We start from the raw sequence: 23,064 nt of genomic DNA, 5'->3' as shown, positions 1-23,064 counted from the left end.
AACAACCTAGCGGTCAAAAAATTATCAGGCTAACCCCGTTGTCCCGACGGTTGAACGTTGATCTTGTCCGTTTCTTTTATACGGATGCCTACTCTGCTTGGTTTTCGCTACTTCGGTCATCCGCAAGGTGAACGTTGAAGATTTTACGTGACAGACGAACTTCCTGTCACAACGCCATATCTTCAGTTTTCAAAGAACATGACTTTTTTTATTCCTGGTTTTAATTGTTTTCAAACCAAGAGTGTTGGACAATTGACGTGTCGCAAGACACGCCTTGCCCGAAGACGATTCATCTCCCACTTGCACTAAGGCTTCGCCCTGAACGTTTAGAAGTGGGAGTATTCTCGTCTAATTTTGATAAAAAACATTTAATATACAAATTTTGATTAGAAATTCATTCCTTTAATAAAGTGTAAGGAATATGATGTATGAACTTATCTAACTGGACATTGAAGTAGGTTTCAATGTCTGACTTTAGCCTCTGTTCTAGGTCAAGTAAGGATGAAACTAACATGTCTAACGGAAATACATTATATCGATCATGTTCACCCCATATGGATTTAATACGACCTCGATTAGAAAAGGGAATCATCGAAATAATGGCTTCTTTTTCGTTCGCATCAAATTCAACTGAGTAATAATGAAACTCAGGGACTGACGTTTCCGTTATTTTTTCTTTCCAACGGTATAGAGATTTGTAAAACTCTAAAATGGACAATGAGGTTTCTAAATAAATGTCATCGTTCATTGTTATAGTGAACGATGCTTCGATTGAAAGAATGGCTGGGATATCCTTTGCAGAACGTTTTGAAAGAGCAGTAGGTTGATTTAAAAATGTATAAGCAAACATTACTTGATTAGGAGTACTACTCATATTTTACTGTCAGATCCTTTCAAAGACGCTTTAGTTACTTCCTGAATCGTTTGTCTTCTGACGTCGCTTGAATGACATTGAGAAAACGATATTGCGTACGATTTCAGAGATGATAGACGTACAGATTTCGATAATCAATTGAATCTCTCCTCTTCTGTATTGATTTCTTCTTCAGTATAGTCGTTTAGATTAATCAATTTTTGATAATTATTGCTAACTTGTGATAACAGGATTTAAAAAGAAAGAAGTCCACACTTGAGGAATGATGTGGACTTCTTACTATAGTAAATTGTGATACTTGCTGGGTTAATTGATCAATTGTTCATAATAATCATTTATAAACCTCACGACGGTATTCAATCTCAAGAACCAAGAAGACGACTTTCTCCTTTTGGATGTCAGCAATCAGAAGGGGGTCGCCGATGCAATAATGCCATTCACCCGAACGATTTGCAACAAGTCTCTTTCCATCCCGACCAGGTGCTGTTATTCTAAATCAAGTTCCTTCATCATATCGTCAAACGAAATTGATTCTGATTTTTTACGGTATTCTGCCATGGAATCATGATAGAGTTGTAAATCCATCTCATCTTCAATACGATCGAGGACGGCATCGCGAACAAGTTTAGAAATCGTACTCATACTTATCATCTCCTTTGTAATATATATTTAGATGTTAGTATACACGAGCTCTATTCGTTCGCTATTCATTTTACCATGATCAAGAAAGCGAACTGACCATCACCGTTCTCCGACCATCTTGCTTGAAGTTCATATGCGTACGTTCCGCTATTTTTTGGTGTTACCAGTTGATTATTTTTTAACGTAACAGAGTTACCGGTCTTCTTGTTGTTAAACTGAAAAATTTTGATTGTATCAGGTTCTGGATCGAAGGAAATCTGGATTTTCTCGTTAGGCATGACGGTGACCGGTTTACTTTTTTCAGTCATATGCAGACCGTCTACGTAGATTTTGTCTACACATTGACTGCTAAACAAGCCACTCCAGCAAAATGTACCTTGGACCGTTAAAATACTTTGTCCCTTTATCTCGACACGGGGATCTGGCGGCTCATTACATAAGGGTTCGAATTGAACAAAAAAACGCAAAGATGATCATTACAGAACCAGTCAATAAGTATTTACGCATTTGAAACTATTCTCCTACGCAAGTAGTATCTTAAAAAATCAATCATATTTTTAATCAGATCATCTGATGTGAGTTAAACTGAAATGTGGCTTAAATCGGATATCAACTTCCGTTTTTCCTGAATTGTCTCGGATTTTTAAACACTCATTTTCATTTCTGATTGATTCTATATGATATAGTTCAAAATCGAAGATCGTCCAATTATATATATCACTACTTAGACTGACGATGCATTTATTTTCATATTGTGAGATATAATCTGAAACCCGAGCTTATCGATTTTACTATACATATAGAACCCTGCTCCTTCCTTTTGTATGTGTTGTATATAGGTATCGCGGTGATGACTTTCATGAGGATTTCGTCCTTAATGTTTAGAAATAGGTAGATTTGTGGCTAGTTTTGATAAAACTAATGAATCAAGCAAGGTTTCTTTGCTTGACTCATTCTGGAGGTTCCAAATGACAATCGAAGTAATTAAAAATATAAGGGTGTTGTTTCGCGAAGAAGCAAAACGACCAGTTCCATTGTTGGACTACCTTGAACTAAACGATTTACGAATCGATGAACTTCTGAAAGAGGAAGATCGGAATGGTGAATTTATTATTGAATTCGAGCTAGAACAAGACACCATCACGTTGTCTTACGAAATGCATGAGCTGGAAGAAACATCACAAGTCGAATACATCGTGTATTTCATCTGTAAGTGGAAATGGATTTGGCAATGGTATTCGAAACGATTTTTAGAACACGACATACCATTTGACGTTTATCCGACAATCATCGATTACGCGAAAGCCCGCATACGTCCACTCGAATTAATGGAAGAAACGGTTCAAGAATTAGAGGGATATACAAAAGAAGGCTTACTCTTTTATTATGGGTCAGGACCGTTCGATGACTTTGAGGAGTCCGATCAAAATCTGGATCAAATTTTAGAATATGATGAAATGAACAGTAAAGAAACCATGCGAGAACAGGGACTTTATTTTGACCCGGAGATGGAAAGATGGATTCAGATTCCGGCTTCTCTCGACATCATCGAAAAGACAATTCGGCCATTATCAAACGTAATGTAAGGACGGACTTGACGATTAAGAAAGCATCCTGTAACGATATTCTTTTGTATTCACCGAACCTGACTCAATTGAATCTTTGCTCTTTTCACTACTATTTTGCTTATTCATCATTTGAGAAGATCCTGATACTTGTAGTCCTTTAAGATGTCATCGTTCTCTTCATACGTCCATGTTTTGATGGCGAGATCAGGGTTTGCTTTCAGGTGATGCGTCAAGATATCGCGACCTAAAGAGTAACGGCTCCATAAAGGGATGTCTTTTTCAGTGTTTCCCATTGTAATCTCCTGATAATCGGCTTCGCCGTTTCCAATCAGACGCGCTACATTTTTCTTCGCTGCCTCATCGATTGGTTTATCCCACGGTGGCTTGACATCTTTAATGATGCGATCGGCAAAGGCATCGGCTTTCCCTTCGAAGATGACAGAGTCGAGGGACGTATCGATTGAACTTAACTCGGGTGTGTCATTCAGGACCAGGTGATGGTATTCGTGTGCGACCGTATAGGCAAGCACGTCCTGATCGAAGTCGGGATTTAGATTAAAGAGGATGGAATCCTTAAAAGCTGCTCCACCGACTCCTCCTAACGGATCAATCATCGACCAAAATTCCGGATTGGACGGTGCGATGAAAATCGTGCTGTTTTTTTTAGGGAGAACCTTATGGGAAGCGATGTAGCTGTTCGTAATGATTTCTTTGATTTCGTCATTCCGTTTCGCCAATTCATTCGTACGATCGAGCAGATCCTGCTCATTGATTGTTGATTGCAACAAGAAAAAGCTTTTTAAGCTGTTTGTATTGAAGTTCTCCTGTTCCCCGATCGTGTCGATGTAGCCGAGGACATATTCTGCATAATTTTTTACGTCCATCGCTGAGTCATCTTTCTTAAGCGATGCCTTCAAATATGTTTGATAAGGCGCGTACAGCGGTACGATTGTCAGTTCGCTGTCTTTGCCGATCTTTATGGTTTCCGGTTTAAATTCTTTACTTTCGGAATGAGTCACTGCTTTTTCTTTTTCATCTGAACATGCCGATAACAGAAGGAACGGGATACAAAGCAAAGGAACGATTACTTTTTTCAACGGGAGGACCTCCATCAGTGTTTATTATTTTGTCAATATGTAGGAATGAATGCTTCAGTGAGCGTAAGTTCAATATAGTGAAGCGACATCACTTTATACGGGAGACCGTTGCATAAGGTTTCGATAATTCCTTTTATTTACAAAAAAAGTATCACGTATCAAATTGTTTTGAATACTAATCGTATAAGAAATTACCGAAATCATGAAACCTGCTTTGAGAAGAAGAAGTAGAAGAGAGCAAAGGGGATGATGAGATGGTACGCTGTACGAATTGTGACTACAAGTGGAAGACGAAAGATGTACTGGCTGTCGGTTTTGCGAAGCATGGCAAGCCATGCCCGAACTGTGGCGAGAAGCAGTATCTTTCAAAAGATACGCAGCATTATCTGTCGCTCGGATACGTCAGCCTGTTTTTTTTACTGATCATGCCGTTCGTCATTAAGCTGAGTGACCGGGAAGAATCTGTCTGGTAAGCAGGTCGCCGCGTGTTCAAAAAAGACGGAGTTTTTCTAACGGTGTATACTGACGGAAAAGGGGGGCGCGACGGGATGCCATCGCTTTATGAGATTGAAGTGAAAGACGCAACCGGACAGACCGTTTCATTACAAGATTACGCGGGAGAGGTACTTCTCATTGTCAATACAGCGAGCAAATGCGGGCTCGCCGGTCAGCTCGGAGACTTGCAACGGTTGTACGACACGTATGCCGAGCAAGGCGTTCAGGTGCTTGGTTTCCCGTGTGATCAGTTCAACCGTCAGGAATTTGCTGATCCGCAAGAAACGATGCGGTTTTGTCAGCGGAATTACGGTGTGACGTTTCCGATGTTTCAGAAGATTGACGTCAACGGGCCAGCAGAACACCGGTTGTATACGTACTTGAAACAGCAACAGGGAGGACTGCTTTCGTCAACCATCAAATGGAACTTCACGAAGTTTCTCGTCGACCGTCAAGGGCGGGTCGTCAAGCGGTTTGCCCCGGTCGATTCAATCCAGACGATTGAAAAAACACTGGCGCGCTATGTATAATGAAACTACGTCCCGTCCGGCGCAAGCCGTCGGACAGGCGTATCGCATCACCCTACCTTTGGCGAGGTAGGGCTTTTTTGTATCAACGATCCGCCTGTGGATTTAACGACTGTTTCACGATATAGTCGCTCATCTTGTGACCGAGGTCCGTAAAAGCGGGTGGACGCGGGGATAGGATATGAATGTCATCCTCAAATGCCCGGATGGCGTAGTGGGTCCAGTCTCGCGACGGGTCCCGCTTCAATCCCATCCAGGCCGTCGCAAAGGTCAGAAGTGCCGAGTCCTGATACAGGGTGAGCGGAACCGTACTGAACTCCAGTCCGTCATCCAGTTCATGCAAATCCGACGACCGGAGTAAGACACAATCTGCTTCAAACAACAGTTCAAAATAATTGCAGGAATAGTCACCGATGAGCACCATGATTTCGTCCGTATGGCCGCGAAAATAAAGTGCTAACCGATCGCTGTTTTTCTCATCTATGACTAAGTGATCAAGTGCAATCTGATAGTCTTCCCGGTACAACAGTTTCTCAAATGTGATGTGCATGACTATTCCTCCTTAAGAGTGCTTCTCCTTGGCGAGTTCGAGGATATCCGGCTGTCGCACCCGCCGTGACGACCAGATGAGTAATCCGATGCCGCAGAATAAAAGTAAAATGCCGATCCACGACAACAGACTGAGCGTTTCCCCGAGGACAAAAACTCCAAGCAGGGCAGCGGTCAACGGTTCACCAAGCGACAGCGTGACGGCAGTCGAAGACGAGACATACGCGAGCCCTTTTGCGAACAAGAGGTAGGCAAGACCGGTCGCAAAAACTCCGAGATGCAGACTGATACCGGCACCGCGCAGGCTGAAGACCCATGACAGGTCGAACAGGAACAGGAGCGGCGACAACAGGACGGCGCTGAGCGTAAAGACGACGGCGACGACCGACAGCGGGGGATGGGTTTTCACCAGATTCCGGCTGACGAACGTGTAAGCGGCGAACGACAGTCCGGCACCGAGAGCGAGCAAAATGCCGAGCGGATTGACCGAGACGGCCGCTTGATTCATGACGAGTAGCAAACAGCCAGTAATCGAGAGTAACGTCGACAGCCACCAAATCGTACCGGGACGGTTTTTTAGGACCAACCATTCAATGACTCCGGAAAAAATCGGCGCACTGCCGATTGCGACGACCGTTCCGACGGCGACACCGGTCATGAGAACAGCAGAAAAAAATAACGGCTGATAGGCGGCCATGCTGACAGCGGCAAGAGAAATCGTCTGTAGCGGCCAAGCTTTCAGCGTCAACTTTCCCGTCAGTAAGACGAGGCACAGTAAAAATAATCCACCGACCGCTAATCGGACGGCGCCGATCGCAATCGGATGAGTTGCTTCCGGCGCAAAGGCTTGTGACGTGCCGGTCGTGCCCCACAGCATCGCTGCCAGTAAAATCAGCAACATCGACGATTGTTTCTGCATGATTCACCTCCAAATGAATCGGTGACTGATATGACACTGGCACCGTTATGATTAGAAAAAGAATACCACAGAAACAGGAAGGAAGAATCGACCAAATTATTGGTAAAATGGTAGACTAAAGGAAGATGAGGCAAGACGGCTCATACATAGAGAAATAAAAGGATGGATATTATGAATCAAATCGCAGTTGTCCTCGATGGACTCAAACAGAAAATCAGCCATGGATCGACTTTCATCCAGCGCAGTTACAATTCAATCGGTCAGGGCACGTTCCATCTGCCGAAACCGGTTAAACCGGAAACACTTCAAGCGTTCCAAACCGAGTTCAAGCAACCGTTACCAAGCGAATACCAGACATTTCTCGAACTGCATGACGGAGCGAAACTGTTTATGTTAGGTGACGAGGGGCTGGTCTTGTATTCGCTCGAGGAAGTGATCGAAAAGACGATCGAAGCCAAGGAAGACGGTCTGATTGATGAAGACTATGATCATTACTGGATCATCGGTGAGGTAAACGAAGGGTACTTACTGATTCATACGGAGCATGCGAAAATAGAAGATACACCCTACATGTACTGGAAGTATCACGAAGGGTCAACCGAGGACACCGATGCCATCGGTCAAAACTTCGGGACATTCCTTGAATGGTCGATCATCGCGCAAGGCGACATGTACTGGGAATTTAACATTTTTGATGTCCGGGAAGATGATTACTACGTCGAAGAAGAAACGGAGCATGTGCAGGCCGGCGTGCCGATTGCTTCCGAGGAACGAGTCCGGATTGAAATTGAGTATCCGATTTACCGCCGGGGAGGGTTTATCGTTTCTTTTTATACATATGAAAATGGAAAACCTGATTTATGGTGGAGATCCGACTACGATACGATGAAACAGGTGCATCGCTCCCTGCTGAGTACTCTGGATGAACCACGGTTCCATTTTACAGAAATCAATGTGTTCCAAAAAGAAGCACCGATTTGGCAAAACGAAGATGCATCCGGTGAACTGATCGCGAAACGCGTCGAACATCCGCAAACCCAAATCATACAGTATGACGGTTATCAGGCCTTTGCAGAACAATTGCCACGCCCTTTACCGGGCTGGGAGTAGGAAATGATTTGCGAAAAAGTAGTGATTTTTTAAAATAGTCATTTAACAAGTAAACAGATTGAAGCACGGCGTGTAAGGGAAATACTCACTATCATCCGGATAGGTTTAGTAGTGAAAAGATATTCTGTTTCTTATTTGAGACTCGATTCATTTTGGGATTTTTACTACGTTTAGTCTGTATTTTAAGAAACAGTTAAAAAACGCGAAGGAGGAGAAAAAATGAAAATAGCAATATCGGCTGCGAATGGTAAGTTGGGAAAAGCAATAATTAAAGAAGCGGTCTCGCTATTACCTAAAAGCGATGTGATCGGACTAGCGCGAACGCCTGAAAAAGCAATGGATATTGGGATTGAAGTACGTCCTGGCGATTACGACGATCTGGAAGCATTAGAGAAGTCACTTCAAGGGATTGATGTGTTGTTACTTGTATCCGGTATGGATGCACCTGATAAGAGGGTAATTCAACACCGCAATGTCATTCGAGCTGCTAAAAATAGCGGTGTCAAGAAAATTGTCTACACTAGTATACAAGGAGCAGAGGAGGGGACTGCATTTTCACCAATTGTTAAGAGTAATCGACAGACTGAACAAGATGTAATCGATAGCGGGTTAGAGTGGGTTATTGGGCGCAATGGAATATATATTGAACCCGATGTTGAATACATCGACTCCTATATTAAAGAAGGTGGCATTCGAAATTGTGCAGGCGACAACAGATGCGGCTATACGACAAGAACTGAACTGGCTTATGCGTATGCAAAAATGATGATAGAAGATAAGCATGATTCTAAAATATACAATCTTCATGGCGAAGCCATTACTCAATACGAACTTGCAAATTATTTGAGCAATGCTTTTGATGTCGATTTAACTTACACGTCAATCAGTGTGGAAAAATTTAAAGAAGAACGAATTGCCGAGTTAGGTGAATTTATTGGAACAGTTGTGGCTGGAATTTATCAAGGAATCAGAGAAGGTAAGTCAAACAACACGAGTCACTACTTTGAAGCGGCAGGTAGATCTCATCAATATTGGAACGATTATTTTAAAAGTTTCAGACAAGAAAATAAAAATTAAACTTAAAGGGTACTTTCTATAAAAGCATTTTTTTGCAAGAGAATTTTTAACGATAGGAAGTGAACTCATGACGAAACAAAATCAGCATGTCACACCACATCCGGATGGTGGATATCAAGTCAAAGCGGCAGGGGCTTCCAAAGCCACAAAACGTTTTTCGACGCAAAAAGAAGCTATTGCCGCAGGTCGTGAAATTGCGAAGAAGCAACAGGTAGAGTTAATAATTCATAACAAAGAAGGTCAAATCCGCGATCGGGATTCTTACGGAAATGATCCTTTTCCGCCACGTGGATGACCGAAGTTTGGTAGAACTGCACAATAAAGCACGTCCATACAAACTGGACGTGCTTTATTGTGCAGTATTTTTCGTGTGTGATCTCCTTTGAGTGCACCACTTAAATTTAAGAAATACTTCAAAGATGAGAGTTCATGGTGTATGAAAGGAAATTACTTTGTTAACACGGGTGAAATGACTGTCTACACTGTATCTAGTCCTTCAGCCGTCACCCGAAGTCCTTTGACGTTGATTTCAAAATCGACAGGGTCTGTACCAAATATGATCGTATTTTGACCAAGTTCTTTACCATTATTATCAGAGAACACAATTGTCGTCTTGTCGTCAGGCTTAGCATAAGCAATGTAATTAGGATTATCAGATAACGCCTCTTCCGTTAAGAGAAAGCTGACCAAAAAATTTTTATTCGAAGAGCACGGTGACGTCTATCTGACAGTTTTTCAAAATTAGGCGAGAATACGCCCACTTTTAAACGATCCGCGTGAAGCCCGAGTGAAAAGTGGGAGATGAATCGCTAACCACTCTTTCGGGTATATACGTTGCAAGGAGAGGAACATCATGTTGACACACAAGGCCTACAACTTCAGAATATACCCGACAAAAGAACAGGAAATCCTGATAGCGAAGACCATTGGTTGTTCGCGCTTCATCTTCAATTACTTCTTATTGAAGTGGGATGAGACATACAAAATGACAGGAAAAGGACTGTCTTACGGTTCTTGTTCGGAAGAAATTCCGATGTTGAAGCAGGCGTTCGACTGGTTGAAAGAAGTTGATAGCACGTCTATTCAAACGAACGTCAAACATCTTGACGGTGCTTTTGACCGCTTCTTCAAGAAGCTGAACGAACGGCCACGCTTCAAGTCAAAGTGCAACCCTGTTCAATCGTATAGGACGAACATTCAGGGCAAGTCTCAACTTCCCGAAGACGGGCTCATCCGTCGGCGTCGATGTCGGACTCAAGACCTTCGCCATCCTGTCGAACGGCACGGTGTACAAGAATGACCGTTTTTTTTTCGTTAGCTTGAGAAAAAGCTGGCGCGTGAGCAACGCAAGCTTTCTCGTCGTCAACGGTTGGCCTTGGATAAGAAAGGAAAACTTTCCGCATGCTCGAATACAAAGCGGAATGGTACGGCAAGACCTTAACCTCTAAGCGAAGCGTAGGTAGAGGTAGTTCAATTTGAGCCTTTCCACGACAGACTGAACTAACGGTTCAGTAGCATAAAATTTTGAAAAGACAGGGGATGACTAAATGTTTTCAATAACAATAGAGAGTTTTATACGCATTACCACTGTAGGATTTTTAGCTTATATCAGTCTAATAATTTTTTTACGAATTTCTGGGAAGCGGACATTAACTAAGTTGAACGCTTTCGATTTAGTGATTACAGTCGCACTTGGTTCTACTTTATCTACTATTTTACTTAGTAAGGATGTCAGTTTATTAGAAGGATTGACTGCACTTACTCTATTAATTTTAATGCAATTCATAATGACATTCATAGCTGTTCGTTTTGAAAAATTCAATAAACTCATTAAGTCAGAACCACGATTGCTATATTTAAGAGGCGAATTTCTTGAAAGGGCTATGAAAAAAGAAAGAATCAGCAAGAACGAAATCTTACAAGCCGTGCGTAATAAAGGAATCGGGGGATTAGAGGAGGTGAAAGCTGTTGTTCTTGAAACAGACGGTAGCTTATCAATTATTAAAGGAGAACTAGAGGATACTTTACCAGAATTAGGCGGAAAAACGCCCACTTCTAAACGATCCGGATGAAGCCCGAATGAAAGTGGGAGATGAATCGCGACCCTCTCTTTTAGGTATATCCTTTGTAAGGTGGTGAACATCATGTTGACACAGAAGGCCTACAAATTCAGAATCTATCCGACAAAAGAGCATGAAATCCTGATTGCGAAAACCATTGGTTGTTCGCGCTTCGTCTTCAATCACTTTTTAGCGAAGTGGGATGAGAGGTATAACACGACAGGTAAGGGACTGTCTTACGGTTCTTGCTCAAAAGAACTCCCGTTGTTGAAGCAGGAGATCAACGAAATGCCGAAGACGGGCTTGTCCGTCGGCGTCGATGTCGGACTCAAGACCTTCGCCTCTAGTCAACTGTGCTCCAGTTGCGGACATCAACACAAAGATGTGAAACATCTTGGCTTGCGTGAATGGACGTGCCCGAGTTGTGGCATCCACTACGACCGTGATGTGAACGCAGGACTGAACCTCAAACAAGAAGCTGAACGCATCTTAGCTTCTTCAACCGTCGGGACGACGGGGGTAGCCTAATCAATTTTCGACCATTAGGTCGGATTCCTGAGTTGTGCAATACATGAACTTACTGCGTGTCAAAGCAATTAAGAAAGCCTTCTGATTGGTCAGATTTATATTTTTCGTGCAGACGATAAAAGGTCTCTTTCTCATTGAGCAGAATGAAACAACCCCGGTCGTCAAAAATATACAGGATGATGTCTTTGGCAGGGTTGACGAAAAAAATTTCAGGATAGTACGTCTGTCTCGACTTAAAGCGGGGATACAATTCAGGAAAGTCCTGATTGCAGATTGCTTGAAGCAACTTTTTATAACGAATGGACTGTCTGCTCGGTAATAAGCGGGCGTATTGGTAAATGACTTCTTCCTCATCGCGGACAGCCTTTTTTTCGAACTCAAGCGCGTATCGATTCTTGTTATTTTTAAGATAACGCTCAAAGATCTCCGTACTTTTCGCCGGAGGAGACTGGACTTCTTTTCTGACACGTACAATGAGGTACAGACGGTCGTCTTCCTGAAACAGATCTTCAAACAAGGCGAGGGATTTTTGATAGACCTTCTCAAAGTAGGCCATATTCAGTTCATCGGAATCCTCCTGTATTTGGTAAAGTCCTTTTTGCAAGTCGAGACTGAGTGTCAGTGGACGCTCCGCAAAAGATTCTTCCAAAACATCTGGATTGTCGAAGTGAATGTGGAAATAATCGTTTAGTTTCATAAAGTGTTCCTTCCTTGGCAGTTGTTGTGTACTTTCCTATTATATTTAAGAACGTCTCCGGATGAATGAAGATTTCCAGTTAAGGGTATCAAAGATAGAATCAAAATAAAACAATCCACTCAAAAGGAAGTGAACGCATGGCGAATCAGCATGTTACACCACATCCGGATGGCGGTTATCAGGTCATTGCGGAAGGGGCATCGAGAGCAACGAAGCGATTTCCGACACAAATAGAAGCGATCGCAGCCGGACGGGAAATTGCGAAAAAACAACAGGTCGAGCTGATCATTCATAACAAGGAAGGTCAGATCCGCGATAAAGATTCATACGGCAATGATCCGTTCCCGCCGCGTGGGTAAACGCAAAAACACGTCGCTAGTATAAGGACGTGTTTTTATTGTGGATTGAGCCGTCCTGCCATTCTGTCTTCAACAAGGAATACATATACAAATCATCGAACTGTCCGCGTGTCTTCTCGTATTGACGCAACAGTCCTTCCCGCTTGAAACCAAGCCGTTCGAGCAACCGTTGAGTGGCCGTATTGTCCGGCAGAACAAGCGCTTCGATCCGGTTTAAGTTTCATTCATTAAAACCGTGTGCGAGTACGGCTCGAACGGCTTCTTGTGCCAGTCCTTTACCCCAGTGAGCAGGACTCAGTTCAAAGCCGAGTTCCGCCCGCTGATGCCGGGAAGAACGGTTCAAGAAACCGCAACTGCCGATGATGTCAGGAGTCGCATGTTCAGTGATGCCCCAGCGGAGACCGGTCTGTTCTGTTCGGATGGCGTGATACCAGTTGATTTCGTCCAACGCATCGGCTTCCGTTTGGAAGGGAGCGAGCCCTATCGGTTTAACGACACGTTCATCAGCGAGATACGTCAGTAGACTCGGAGCGTCGAGCGGTTTCACCTCGCGGAGCGTCAGTCTTGTGGTTTGCAGGATGGGGAATGGAGAAGTAGTCAAAGTAATCCCTTCCTTCCATGGATTTAATATAATCCGGTCATGGTCAGCTTCAGAAGCATCGATACAATGTATTCTTTGGCGATTGTTTCGTCGCTGAACTTCTTTTGGTCAAACGTCATGCCACGTTCCCGAAAAAACGTGTACCACGTACCGTATTCTTCATAATAATGAAATCCGTCCAGCAAACGATTGGATTCGGTCGAAGATGGTTCAGGTATACCGTGTACCGCCGTATAAGCCAAGACTTCCGCTCGACTGACAGTAAAAACGTCTGCGTAGGAATGATTTCGCATATTCGGGACACCAAGTGTTTCACAGGCGAACTGTAATGGATTTCCGTACAGCAGGACTTCAATTTGTTTTTTATGATCAATCACTTGTCTCGACTCCTGTTCTGAAAACATGTATTGATTTTGCGACCAAAATACATTTCCATCATTTTAACATTTGATTAAGATTAAAACCATATAGTGGTAAAATAGATAAGAGACAAAAAGAAAAATCCTACTCTTTACCATGGTTTTTATGTAATAAGAGGGGGGCAATCATGAAAAAAATTATCTTAGGCGAACTGCTAAAATTTTATGGAAAACAGATGGGGACGAGCCTGTTTTACATAGGGGCATTACTGGTGTTTCCTTTTAGTGTTCTCATGAAAGTTGTTGCCGATATTCGTGAAACCTATACCTATATGGACTTTGCTAGTTTACTGGATGGGCTCGTCATCCCGATGCAGGGAATCATGTTATTGGTTGCCGTCTATATGTACCGACTTGTCGCGGATGAAATCCAGTACCGACAAAGCATTCTTTTTCCAGACATCGTCCGGATTCAGTATCAACGCGTGATAGCAATACTCATGAATCATGCTCTGTTTACCGGTATGGCTCTTTTGTTTGGTGCCACAGGAATGTTTGTCTATTTTCATCAGGAACAAGTTCCGTGGTCTAGCTTCCAACTGGACATATTACGGCACATCTTGATTTTTTATTTTCTTCCACTTGTCCTCGCAGCCTTATGGGGAATAAATTGTGCGATGATTTTCGGGAAACAAAAAATTGGAATGCTTGTATTGGTTCTCATCTGGGTGTTCCTCGGACCTCTGAATACCGAGTTCTTTTCTGCTTATTTTTATGAAGGTGGATTGGAAGGAGACCGCAGTTTTCTGTTTATCGGTCCTTTGCAACCTGGTAGTGTATATGTGCCGCTCGTTGGATATCTTGGAAACCAAGCATTACTGTTGAAAATCTTCATTCACATCGTGCTTCAAAGTATCATTCTGTTTCTGTTAATTGGTCAGTGGCACCTCAGATTGTCACGACAATGGATGACAGTAGTCATTTCATTACTCGTGCTTTGCCTGCTGATCATAATCTCACCTTATGCGCTGGCGAACAACCAACAGACCTTTGACCGGAGTCACGATGCTGAGCTAGCCCAACATTATAAAACACCTTATCGGTTTCAGCCGAATCATAAAAATTTGGACTATACGATTCAAAAGATGAATTTAACTTTAAATCCTGTCGAAAATCAGATAGAGACGGAGGCGGAACTGAAAATCCAGTCAGATCAGGCGCATATTGTCTTGTCTTTATGGCACGAGTACCACATCACATCCGTATCAGCCGGACAAAAAAAGTTGCAGTATAAACAGTACGGCGACTTTATTAGCATGTCGCTTCCTCCGCAGGCACGAACGCACACCGTGACGATCCGTTATCAACTCCACAACAGTCCTCATTTTCCGGTGACAGAGGAAGAATGGTATCTGCCGGCGACGACAAATTGGTACCCGGCCCGCCAAGTTGAGCCCATCAATCGTTTAGGCGTGGAGACGCTTGATCTGATTGTTGACCGATCTAATCTGATGAATGTGCGAATCACAGGTGAGTTGCCGAATGATCTCGTATCGAATTTAACAAGACAGGATGAAAATACGTACATAGGACGAGTATCAGGTGTGACGTTGCTTCGTGGGAACCTGTCGACCTATGAAGCTAGAGGGATCCAGATCGTAACGGATTCTTCCTGGTCCAATCCTTCGACTTATTGGTTGCCGGTCGAACAGGTACTGAAACATACAAATACAGTTATTCGGCGCACGTTTGGGAAAAAAGTGATTTTTCCGGATAAGGTGGTGCTTATTTCGCCGAACCTTGAGCGAAACAGTTTCTGTGATAGTCATCATTTGTTGTTGCAAGTGGGGACTAACCTCAGACTGGATCAAAGTTTAAATGAAGTGATTGCGGCCTATGTACCGGGCTTGATGTGGTCTGAGACATCAAGCCACGTCAAAATAGATCCAAAGTGGAAGCTGTTTAATGCCGCACTTGCCTACTGGTTGCAAATCGAACTGAAACTCGAACCGATTGAGATTGATTCATTTTATCTTCAACAAACCGGACGGGATATGAAGCAACTTAACGGTTGGATCAAAATGTTTTCTGATCGCAGTCATGACCAGCAGTTGGTGCTGTTACAGAAATGGTACCGTGAGTTGAATGCCAAGCAGAAGGGAGGGAACAGGGATGATTGAAGTGCAACATCTGTCCAAGTCTTACCGCAAAAAACACATTCTGCATCAAGTCTCGCTAGAAATCGAAGGTATCTATGGATTGCTTGGTCCAAACGGAGCCGGGAAAACAACATTAATGAAAATGCTCTGTGGATTGACGTCGATTACCGGCGGACAGATTGTGATTGACGGTCAATCCGTTGTCCGGAGAAAGTATGCCGATGTTTCCGATCGAGTCGGTTTCCTACCGCAAGATTTTAATGTCTATCCGACTTTAAAAGTGGAAGAAGTACTTCTTCATTTTGCTTTATTGCAAGGAATCATGGAGATGAACCAGCGGCAGGAACGGGTGGAGGAAGCATTGAGACGCGTCAATCTGCAAGACAAAGCACAAACACGGATGAATGAGTTGTCCGGAGGGATGCGGCGTCGGGTCGGTATTGCGCAACTGTTGTTACGGAAACCGGAGATTTTAATTTTTGATGAGCCGACAGCTGGTTTAGATATCGAAGAACGGATTCGTTTTCGTAATCTGTTACATGAGTTGGGGGTAGACCACACGATTGTCATCTCCTCGCATCTCGTCGAGGACATCGAGTTCCTCTGTACAAAGATTGGGATTATCAAAGGTGGCTCCGTCCAGTTTGAAGGTACTCCGACCGAGTTAAAAGCACAAGCGGTTGGCTACCTCGGACAAGTTGACGTCATGGCAGAGGATCTTGGAAGGTGGATGCAGGATGAGCGTGTCGTACATTTAAATGAAAAAGGGGACGTCGTGGAAGTACGTTTTTTAGAAGACGAGGCGACTGGCATTTCTACAATCGAACCGAAGTTAATGGATGGCTACTTGATAGTCATGCGACGTGCTATATGAAGAAAAGGCAGATTCTCCATCACTTATTTATGTTCGATTGGAAACTGCACGGCGTCGCTGCATTACTTCCGGTGCTGGTCTTCCTTGTGTTGGAGGTGTCTGCGTTATCGGATTGCCTGACGTCCGGAATTCAAATCGTTCATACCGTGTTTATTCCGTGTGTGGCGTGGACCATTATGTTACACCTCCAACCTCTATTTGAAGAAGGAGCGTATCACACGTTAGTTTTGCAGTATCGAAAGTGGATTTGGATAGACGCAGGCAGGTTTTTCCTCGTTTATTTTGGTGGATACATCGTGTTGATGGCGACAATTCTCGAATTAGATTTTAGCGCCTTGCCATTTCTTGTATATGTTCATCATATCTTGTTGCTGTTGTTATTTTTATTTGTCGGGATGAGTCTGATGTTGTGGACTCAGAAGTTTGAATACGCGCTCGCCTTAATCTTGATGTACACCTTATTAGAAATCGTCACAAAAGGACAGTTCATGCCATGGCCACACGTTTTTCAGCTCGATGTTAATCTGACCGATCCTCTTTACCAATCCAAAGTTCAACGGGTTGGTGTTCTGACAATCCTTTTTGCCGGATTGTCGGGTATTCGATTATGGCAACGATCTTAAACGAAAACCGACTACCAATTCTTGCTCTTAAAGTTCTTCCGTCTCGACAATTTACCAGACAGAATCAATCCGCCGGAACAATCGATTTTGCTCGAGTTCATCACGTCTCATCAATCGTAAAGAGATAACGTGATGCGTGACATGTTTACGAGCTCTGTTCCTTTAAAGGTAAGTTGATAGATATCCGGCTTTGTCGTTTGGCGAAGAAAATTAAAATCGTACATAGCATCAAAGTGGTGAAAAATCGCAGTCATGATGAAACCGTGCGTGCCGATGACGAGCCGTTTTCCAGCGTTCTTTTGCAAAATCAACATCAATGCCTGAATTCCACGGTGCTGACAGGATTGAAATGTTTCCGAGCCGTCGCGAGAAAAATCGTGATCAGTAAACATCTGTTGGACGAGCGGATAGACGTCAGCTTGCGGCATCGTCTGGTGTTGTCCGGAAAAGGCACATTCCCGTAAGTTTTCTTCAATCAAGATGTCTTTCCCGAAATAATGCGCTGCCGCTTCAATCGTCAACAACGAACGCTGATAGGGACTGGAGAAAAACAGATCAATCTTTTTATCCTTTAAGTAGGTTGTGACGTGTTGTGCAGCCATTTGTCCGCCATCAGTTAAACCTCGTGTTCGTTCATCCAAATCGGTTTTCGGAGATTCAGCGTGCCTTACAAAGTAAACAGTTGTCATAGAAGCGGAACCCGCCTTTCTGTGATGGAGTAAAGTGATTGGTGAGGTAAAAATTAAAGGATACAGCTGACAAAGCAGATTAAAGCCCTACTTGAGTAATTATGAGCCATTTCACAAAAAAGAGACATTCATTTTAACCTATGTGGAATGGGAACAAAGAGGTTGCTCTGGGATGCGTTTCAGAATCTATACTGAAGACGAACAGTACATTATCCCGCAAGGAGGAACACCATGCGCTTATTTGCCATTGATTTAGACGGCACGTTGTTACACTCAACTCATATAATTTCAGAACGAAATGTCTCAGCGGTCAAGCAATGCCAGAAGAATGGAGACATCGTCGTGATTGCGACAGGACGTGCCGCGTTTGACGCAGCGCACCTGTTACGGTTCCATGAACTCAATTGTCCAATCATCGGTTCAAACGGAGCAGAACTCCGGGCAGAATACGAAGGAGAACCGATACGGAAAAATACTTATGTTCCCTCTGATGAGAGTGAAGCCATCTTGAACTGCTTGCTGAAGCAGAACGTATATCTTCAAATTTACTTGGAAGATGAAATTCTGATGACGTATGACGCGACGGATCAGTTGATGAAAAAAATCAAAGAAGAACAAGGAACCAATCCGTCGTTTCAAGCTGACAAATTTCTTAAATCCGTGCACCCTCAATTGACGCAGTATGGCGTCCGGGAAGTAACGGATTTCTCTGATGTCAATTTCACGCAAGTCATGAAATTCATGATTGTCAGTCCGAAAGCAGTCGTACTTAAACAGATTCAAAATGACTTGTCGTCACGAAACTGCACCGTTACAAGCTCTGGCCCATTTAACCTTGAGGTGACTGCGAGCGGAAGTGATAAAGGAATGGCGTTGCAACAATTTGCTGAACGGATGGGAATTCTACTGACAGCAACCGTAGCGATCGGCGATCATCACAATGACTTGCCGATGTTTCGGGTGGCCGGGACAAGTATTGCGATGGGGAATGCGGAAGACACCGTTAAACGACTGGCGACTTACAAGACAGGACATCATGATGACGATGGAGTTGCCATGGCGTTAGAAACGTTCCGTTCGATTCAAGTCGGACATAAAGGAGTACAGGATGGCAAATATTACTGAAATCGCAAAGGAAGCCGGCGTTTCCCGCTCGACGGTCTCCCGTGTGTTGAACAATCAGCCGTATGTCATTGCTGAGAAACGGGAGGCCGTCTTACGGGCAATGAAGCAACTGGATTATCGGCCGAATCAAAATGCGGTTCATTTGTCGCGTGGCAAAACAAATGTCATCGGTGTGATGGTTCCGCAAATCAACCATCCGTTTTTCAGTCAACTGATCGAGGGCATCGGTATTGCCTGTGCCGAACAGAACATTTCGATGCTGATTCATCAAACGTTTAGTGACAGGGAACAGGAACAGCTGTCGTTTACACAACTGCGGCATAAACAAATCGACGGGCTGATCATCGGATCGTCAGTCAGTCCGCCGGAAGCACTTGAGCGTGTTCGACGCGATGGTCCGGTCGTAATCTGCGAACAGCGGGAAGAAAGTCTCGCGCAGGTCGCTGTTGATCATCAAAGCGGAGTCTTAGCAGTGTTATCTCATCTAGTGGAACGGGGGCATTCTTCTCTCGGACTGTGTCTCGGAAATCCGGCGAGCGGAGTTGGTTTGATTCGCCGTCATGCTTTCGAAGCGTTCGTTCAGGAACACGGACTACTCGTTTCGCCGGATTGGTATTTTGAGGAGAACTATTCCTTTGCCGATGGACAAAAGGTCATGAATCAGTTGTTGACGCTCACAGACCGACCAACGGCGATGATTGTCGGAAACGATTATGTCGCTGCCGGCATCATTCATCAGGCGAAACAAGAAGGTATTAAAATTCCGGATATGCTTGCTGTGACCGGCTTTGACAATCAGGCGATTGCGGAGGCAATGGGGATGACCACCGTTGCCCAACCGATTGAACGTCTCGGGAAAGAAGCAGTCCAACTGCTCGATCGATTGGCTCGGGGAAAAGAACTTCCCGTCTGTCAGCCGATTCCACTCGAGCTGATTGTGCGTGAAACGACATGATACTTGAAAGTTGTAAAGCTTGTAAACGTAGCGGTTTATCTTCTCAAAGCGGTCATATTCAAAAGCGGTTGGTCAGGAGAGGATTATATGGAAATCTATCAATTTAAAAAAGAAGTGGGTAAGAAAATTACAAAGTTCGACTCTGATTTTGTGATGTCACGTATTACACAGACAGACAAAGTAGCACATATCGGATGTGTGCATTTAGATGAGGATGGATTAATCGGTTATCATCAGGCTGTTGTTTCTCAGCTTCTTGTAGTTGTAAACGGAGAAGGCTGGGTCAAAGGTGAGACGGATGAATATATCAAAGTTCATAGTGGGGAAGCCATATTCTGGGATAAAGATGAATGGCATGAAACCAAAACAGATACGGGGTTGACTGCAATCGTTATAGAAAGCGAAGAGCTGACCACTTCATCATTAATATCTTTGGAAAAATTTTAAGTGCTAAATACATGTGAGAAACTAAAAAAATATCCTGAATAAGCTGCCGTTACAGCTTATTCATTCGGTGCAATGATTGTGAAGAGGATTTCTTTGTCTTGCCAGATTTGATATAGATAGCCCGCTTTCAGGTGTGAATGAAAAAACGCAGATGCTCTGTTCTTCCGTAAACAGGAGGATCTGCGTTTTTCACATGAAAGTCCTTCGTTTGTACATTTTCTCTTCGATTCGATTCCAAATACGTGTTGCGATATAAATATTACATACTGAAACGATAGCTGCGATGACAATCATACTGATACCGGTATCATCTGCTAAAACAAGCGGTTTAAAGATCGTGAACACGATAGACAGAAGAATCGGAATGGTAATGCCGATCCATACAGAAAAGAATAATAGTGCTTTCCACATCAAGCTCATCCTTTCAGGGTGAATCTATAATGTAGTATATCAAAGAATAGACTTTATATTAGAAAAAATGGAAACCTTAGACATGTTCCGTTATTCTTTATAGGTAGCACAACATTATTTTCCGGTAAGGAGCATAAAATGACAGAAGTCCTGATTATAGAAGAACCTGTTACCACAAATTTCATAGAAGATTTAGTGCATCCCCATCGGTTTGATGGAGGTTTACCTTTTGTGCATCGTTTAAGCGGAGAAGGACACGTCGAAGAAGGTGGAGATTTTTTAATGGCATTCTTAACGCATCAAGCGGTCTTTCCGTTGTATGTGCATTTTGTCGACGAGTATGAACTGTCTGAAGACTTTACGACCTTTTTTCAACAACATCAGATTGACTATACGGTTGACGACTGTGGCGGCAACTTGAAATCTTACGGGTATAAACGGTACAACTATTATTCTTGTATTACGGCAAAAATCCAAAATATTGCTGACTTGCGGCTTGTATTAAACAAAACGTACTGGCTCGCATCTGAAAATGTATTCTACTGCATCAGTCATTCAGATTCTTTAATGTTTGAATGGGGAGATTTCTTAGAATGGGGAGTCAAAAGAAGACGATCCATCGCTGTATTTGATTTTAATGCTTCAAAGACCTACATCACCACTGATTATGACGGGGTAGGATTTTGTATCCTCAGCCGGGATACGCAGTATGCTTCTCTTGCTGGCATGATCGCCAGTTTGCCGGATCAGATGGTCGTTACGCAAGTCAACGATGAAATAATAGAAGATGAGATATTACATACAGAGGATCAAGAAAAAGACATTTAAATTTCGTCTTCTGCATCATTTGCACTTTAGAGAATAAAAAAGCTGTGTCTCAGTAAGGAGAACAAAATGGCAGAAATCATGATTACGGAAGAAAAGATTATCGAAAAGGATGCGATGAACTTAGGATACCCGTTTGAAATGAGTGGAGAGTTGAAGACAGCTTATTTCATTGATGTAAGCCGAATTGAAAAAGACGAAGCAGATGAAAACAAAGAGTTTTTAATCGAATTCTTAATCCATCAACAGGTGTTTCCACTCTATATCAGTTTCGTGGATGAGTATGGACTACATGAAGAACATGACGCGTTTTTCAAGCAAAATAAGCTTTCATATGTCGTATTGGATTTAGATACACAGTTTCGAAGTGGAGAGGTGAAAGTCCGTTATAAGGAATACCATCCGTGTTATACGATTACTGTTCAAAATGCAGAAGAACTGCGTCTTGTCCTGAACAAAACCTACTGGCTGGCATCGGAAAATCTGTTTTATACGATCTCGTACTCGGATAACTTGTCATTTAAATTAGGGGAGACAAAATGGTGGCGATTAAAACTGATTCGTCCGATTGGTGTGCTGACCATGCATGAAAACATGACCCGTTTTAAGATTGCCCACGATGGCAACGGTTTTTACCTGCTGTCAAACGATGAAAGCTATATACCAATCGAACACCTGATGCCCCGGTTTCCGAAAGGGACCGTCATTTCGCAAATTAATGACTGGTTACTAGATGACGAAACCGATTAATCCTGGTACACGTAAAAGAAGGTTGAAACTGAACATGGAGGAATGAGAGTGGAGCACGTTTTGTATTATCTGTGTATAGCTACCTGTATCGGGACGGTCGTGGCCTTTCTGTTTAATCGGTTGCAACCGAGCAGTCGTGTCCGGGCGATCAGTATCAGTCTGACCGGCTTGTTGTTTGTCCTGGTGAGTGTGACTGCGTTGCTTGGGTGGGATGCTGCAGAGAAAAAGCTGGATCGGTCATTTTATTTTTTAGTCATGAATATCTTTGCGCTCTGGTATGTACGAATTGAAGGGAACAATAAAAAAAACAATCGTTTGGTCACTGACCCTGGCCCTGATCGTGTTGGTGTTCGGAACGGTTTTAGGATGAAATATGATTGAAATCATACATAGACGTTAAAAAGGAGCTATTCATATTGAAGAAAAAAATGTTGACTCTTTCCATCCTGCTGATGGTAGGCGGCGTATTTGGAAATATTTTATTCGATCGACTCGGTTATTTTCCGAATGCAGATTTTCAGATTTTGAGTATTCCGATTGCAGCGGGAGCGCATTACTTTAATCTAGGACTGGTGTTGCTTGCGATGACGATAGTCGGACTGGTGTTGCTTGCGATGACGATAGTCGGACTGGTGTTACTGCCATGGTTTCTGGAGAAAAAACAATTTTCGAAAACGGTGCTGTCACTTGTATTAATTATTTGGTTGCCTTACGCCGTCTAAACAACATGGATAGGAGCGATGC

The 23,064-nt window shown here is 43.2% G+C and carries 30 protein-coding genes and 1 pseudogene; 20 read left to right on the top strand and 11 right to left on the bottom strand.

The features are described from left to right. Positions 1-394: 394 nt before the first annotated feature. The 3 genes from KNQ05_RS06620 to KNQ05_RS15670 all read right to left on the bottom strand — a co-directional run bounded on the left by KNQ05_RS06620 (position 395) and on the right by KNQ05_RS15670 (position 1,824). Complete coding sequence (locus tag KNQ05_RS06620; RefSeq protein WP_214765643.1) at positions 395-874, bottom strand: DUF7878 domain-containing protein; 480 nt, start codon at positions 872-874, stop codon at positions 395-397. A 486-nt stretch (positions 875-1,360) separates the two neighbouring features. After that, a complete protein-coding gene (relB, locus tag KNQ05_RS06615; RefSeq protein ID WP_251131949.1) occupies positions 1,361-1,516 on the bottom strand; it encodes a type II toxin-antitoxin system RelB family antitoxin in 156 nt (51 codons plus the stop codon). 65 nt (positions 1,517-1,581) lie between these two features. Continuing rightward, a complete protein-coding gene (locus tag KNQ05_RS15670; RefSeq protein WP_251135101.1) occupies positions 1,582-1,824 on the bottom strand; it encodes a hypothetical protein in 243 nt (80 codons plus the stop codon). 660 nt (positions 1,825-2,484) lie between these two features. Between KNQ05_RS15670 and KNQ05_RS06605 the strand changes: the two genes are divergently transcribed. Then, on the top strand, positions 2,485-3,102 hold the full coding sequence (locus KNQ05_RS06605) for a hypothetical protein (RefSeq protein ID WP_214804845.1): 618 nt from the start codon (positions 2,485-2,487) through the stop codon (positions 3,100-3,102). A 107-nt stretch (positions 3,103-3,209) separates the two neighbouring features. Here the strand turns inward: KNQ05_RS06605 and KNQ05_RS06600 are convergent, their stop codons facing one another. Next, entirely contained in the window at positions 3,210-4,181 is a 972-nt protein-coding gene (locus KNQ05_RS06600; protein ID WP_214804843.1) for a DUF2268 domain-containing putative Zn-dependent protease, read from the bottom strand. Between the two features lie 254 nt (positions 4,182-4,435). Here KNQ05_RS06600 and KNQ05_RS06595 point away from each other — a divergent pair, with 254 nt between their 5' ends. Beyond that, the gene (locus KNQ05_RS06595) at positions 4,436-4,654 is read left to right on the top strand and encodes a hypothetical protein (protein WP_214804841.1); all 219 of its coding nucleotides are present in this window, start codon (positions 4,436-4,438) and stop codon (positions 4,652-4,654) included. A 75-nt stretch (positions 4,655-4,729) separates the two neighbouring features. Next, on the top strand, positions 4,730-5,206 hold the full coding sequence (locus KNQ05_RS06590) for a glutathione peroxidase (RefSeq protein WP_214804839.1): 477 nt from the start codon (positions 4,730-4,732) through the stop codon (positions 5,204-5,206). 82 nt (positions 5,207-5,288) lie between these two features. Here KNQ05_RS06590 and KNQ05_RS06585 read toward each other — a convergent pair whose 3' ends face one another. Then, entirely contained in the window at positions 5,289-5,753 is a 465-nt protein-coding gene (locus tag KNQ05_RS06585; RefSeq protein ID WP_214804837.1) for a hypothetical protein, read from the bottom strand. A gap of 12 nt (positions 5,754-5,765) precedes the next feature. Next, entirely contained in the window at positions 5,766-6,671 is a 906-nt protein-coding gene (locus KNQ05_RS06580) for an EamA family transporter (RefSeq protein WP_214804835.1), read from the bottom strand. 171 nt (positions 6,672-6,842) lie between these two features. Between KNQ05_RS06580 and KNQ05_RS06575 the strand changes: the two genes are divergently transcribed. The 6 genes and pseudogenes from KNQ05_RS06575 (at position 6,843) to KNQ05_RS06550 (ending at position 11,446) form a co-directional block, all read left to right on the top strand. Further along, positions 6,843-7,781 (top strand): SMI1/KNR4 family protein, encoded by a 939-nt coding sequence (locus KNQ05_RS06575; RefSeq protein WP_214804833.1) that lies wholly within the window; start codon positions 6,843-6,845, stop codon positions 7,779-7,781. Between the two features lie 219 nt (positions 7,782-8,000). Next, positions 8,001-8,858: an SDR family oxidoreductase gene (locus tag KNQ05_RS06570; protein ID WP_214765671.1), complete on the top strand. Its 858-nt coding sequence runs from the start codon at positions 8,001-8,003 to the stop codon at positions 8,856-8,858. A 67-nt stretch (positions 8,859-8,925) separates the two neighbouring features. Next, positions 8,926-9,153, top strand: coding sequence for a DUF2188 domain-containing protein (locus KNQ05_RS06565; RefSeq protein WP_088836900.1), 228 nt, complete (start codon positions 8,926-8,928; stop codon positions 9,151-9,153). Between the two features lie 558 nt (positions 9,154-9,711). Then, positions 9,712-10,278 (top strand): annotated as a pseudogene (locus tag KNQ05_RS06560) (helix-turn-helix domain-containing protein); the annotation flags it as partial. Between the two features lie 127 nt (positions 10,279-10,405). Next, the gene (locus tag KNQ05_RS06555; RefSeq protein ID WP_214804831.1) at positions 10,406-10,930 is read left to right on the top strand and encodes a DUF421 domain-containing protein; all 525 of its coding nucleotides are present in this window, start codon (positions 10,406-10,408) and stop codon (positions 10,928-10,930) included. A gap of 72 nt (positions 10,931-11,002) precedes the next feature. After that, positions 11,003-11,446, top strand: a complete 444-nt coding sequence (locus KNQ05_RS06550; protein ID WP_214765677.1) for a helix-turn-helix domain-containing protein — start codon at positions 11,003-11,005, stop codon at positions 11,444-11,446. A gap of 49 nt (positions 11,447-11,495) precedes the next feature. Here the strand turns inward: KNQ05_RS06550 and KNQ05_RS06545 are convergent, their stop codons facing one another. Beyond that, on the bottom strand, positions 11,496-12,143 hold the full coding sequence (locus tag KNQ05_RS06545) for a DUF3885 domain-containing protein (protein WP_214765680.1): 648 nt from the start codon (positions 12,141-12,143) through the stop codon (positions 11,496-11,498). A 137-nt stretch (positions 12,144-12,280) separates the two neighbouring features. Between KNQ05_RS06545 and KNQ05_RS06540 the strand changes: the two genes are divergently transcribed. Next, on the top strand, positions 12,281-12,502 hold the full coding sequence (locus KNQ05_RS06540; RefSeq protein ID WP_214765683.1) for a DUF2188 domain-containing protein: 222 nt from the start codon (positions 12,281-12,283) through the stop codon (positions 12,500-12,502). A 220-nt stretch (positions 12,503-12,722) separates the two neighbouring features. Here KNQ05_RS06540 and KNQ05_RS06535 read toward each other — a convergent pair whose 3' ends face one another. Together KNQ05_RS06535 and KNQ05_RS06530 are read right to left on the bottom strand one after the other, a co-directional pair. Further along, positions 12,723-13,103: a GNAT family N-acetyltransferase gene (locus tag KNQ05_RS06535; protein WP_353048684.1), complete on the bottom strand. Its 381-nt coding sequence runs from the start codon at positions 13,101-13,103 to the stop codon at positions 12,723-12,725. A 23-nt stretch (positions 13,104-13,126) separates the two neighbouring features. Further along, positions 13,127-13,480, bottom strand: a complete 354-nt coding sequence (locus KNQ05_RS06530; RefSeq protein ID WP_214765689.1) for a hypothetical protein — start codon at positions 13,478-13,480, stop codon at positions 13,127-13,129. A 170-nt stretch (positions 13,481-13,650) separates the two neighbouring features. Here KNQ05_RS06530 and KNQ05_RS06525 point away from each other — a divergent pair, with 170 nt between their 5' ends. From KNQ05_RS06525 to KNQ05_RS06515, 3 genes are read left to right on the top strand one after another with little or no spacing between them, the layout of a single operon-like run. Beyond that, a complete protein-coding gene (locus KNQ05_RS06525; RefSeq protein ID WP_214769532.1) occupies positions 13,651-15,642 on the top strand; it encodes a hypothetical protein in 1,992 nt (663 codons plus the stop codon). Continuing rightward, a complete protein-coding gene (locus tag KNQ05_RS06520) occupies positions 15,635-16,495 on the top strand; it encodes an ATP-binding cassette domain-containing protein (RefSeq protein WP_214765695.1) in 861 nt (286 codons plus the stop codon). Before KNQ05_RS06525 ends, KNQ05_RS06520 begins: the two co-directional genes overlap by 8 nt. Beyond that, the gene (locus tag KNQ05_RS06515) at positions 16,492-17,118 is read left to right on the top strand and encodes a hypothetical protein (protein WP_214801344.1); all 627 of its coding nucleotides are present in this window, start codon (positions 16,492-16,494) and stop codon (positions 17,116-17,118) included. The genes KNQ05_RS06520 and KNQ05_RS06515 overlap by 4 nt, the downstream gene beginning before the upstream one ends. Before the next feature lie 110 nt (positions 17,119-17,228). Here KNQ05_RS06515 and KNQ05_RS06510 read toward each other — a convergent pair whose 3' ends face one another. Continuing rightward, positions 17,229-17,807 carry a histidine phosphatase family protein gene (locus tag KNQ05_RS06510; protein WP_214765701.1) on the bottom strand — a complete coding sequence of 193 codons (579 nt, stop codon included), beginning with the start codon at positions 17,805-17,807 and terminating at the stop codon, positions 17,229-17,231. A gap of 231 nt (positions 17,808-18,038) precedes the next feature. Here KNQ05_RS06510 and KNQ05_RS06505 point away from each other — a divergent pair, with 231 nt between their 5' ends. The 3 genes from KNQ05_RS06505 to KNQ05_RS06495 all read left to right on the top strand — a co-directional run bounded on the left by KNQ05_RS06505 (position 18,039) and on the right by KNQ05_RS06495 (position 20,334). Beyond that, positions 18,039-18,932 (top strand): Cof-type HAD-IIB family hydrolase, encoded by an 894-nt coding sequence (locus KNQ05_RS06505; RefSeq protein ID WP_214801348.1) that lies wholly within the window; start codon positions 18,039-18,041, stop codon positions 18,930-18,932. Beyond that, the gene (locus KNQ05_RS06500; RefSeq protein ID WP_214804829.1) at positions 18,916-19,887 is read left to right on the top strand and encodes a LacI family DNA-binding transcriptional regulator; all 972 of its coding nucleotides are present in this window, start codon (positions 18,916-18,918) and stop codon (positions 19,885-19,887) included. The genes KNQ05_RS06505 and KNQ05_RS06500 overlap by 17 nt, the downstream gene beginning before the upstream one ends. Before the next feature lie 87 nt (positions 19,888-19,974). After that, complete coding sequence (locus KNQ05_RS06495) at positions 19,975-20,334, top strand: cupin (protein WP_214804827.1); 360 nt, start codon at positions 19,975-19,977, stop codon at positions 20,332-20,334. A gap of 189 nt (positions 20,335-20,523) precedes the next feature. Here KNQ05_RS06495 and KNQ05_RS06490 read toward each other — a convergent pair whose 3' ends face one another. Continuing rightward, the gene (locus KNQ05_RS06490) at positions 20,524-20,745 is read right to left on the bottom strand and encodes a hypothetical protein (protein ID WP_214765713.1); all 222 of its coding nucleotides are present in this window, start codon (positions 20,743-20,745) and stop codon (positions 20,524-20,526) included. Positions 20,746-20,883: 138 nt separating this feature from the next. On the opposite strand from KNQ05_RS06490, the gene KNQ05_RS06485 reads away from it, so the two are divergent. From KNQ05_RS06485 to KNQ05_RS06470, 4 genes are all read left to right on the top strand, one after another. Beyond that, entirely contained in the window at positions 20,884-21,573 is a 690-nt protein-coding gene (locus tag KNQ05_RS06485) for a hypothetical protein (RefSeq protein WP_214765716.1), read from the top strand. A 66-nt stretch (positions 21,574-21,639) separates the two neighbouring features. Beyond that, complete coding sequence (locus tag KNQ05_RS06480; protein ID WP_214804825.1) at positions 21,640-22,320, top strand: hypothetical protein; 681 nt, start codon at positions 21,640-21,642, stop codon at positions 22,318-22,320. Between the two features lie 48 nt (positions 22,321-22,368). Further along, positions 22,369-22,701 (top strand): hypothetical protein, encoded by a 333-nt coding sequence (locus tag KNQ05_RS06475; RefSeq protein ID WP_251132429.1) that lies wholly within the window; start codon positions 22,369-22,371, stop codon positions 22,699-22,701. Between the two features lie 35 nt (positions 22,702-22,736). Continuing rightward, positions 22,737-23,042: a hypothetical protein gene (locus tag KNQ05_RS06470; protein WP_214804823.1), complete on the top strand. Its 306-nt coding sequence runs from the start codon at positions 22,737-22,739 to the stop codon at positions 23,040-23,042. The last annotated feature ends 22 nt before the right edge of the window (positions 23,043-23,064 follow it).

The sequence above is a fragment of the Exiguobacterium sp. s125 genome (assembly GCF_018618605.1).
GTDB lineage: Bacteria > Bacillota > Bacilli > Exiguobacteriales > Exiguobacteriaceae > Exiguobacterium_A > Exiguobacterium_A oxidotolerans.
Note: the sequence above shows the minus strand (reverse complement) of the source record. Positions and strands in the feature narration are given on the sequence as shown.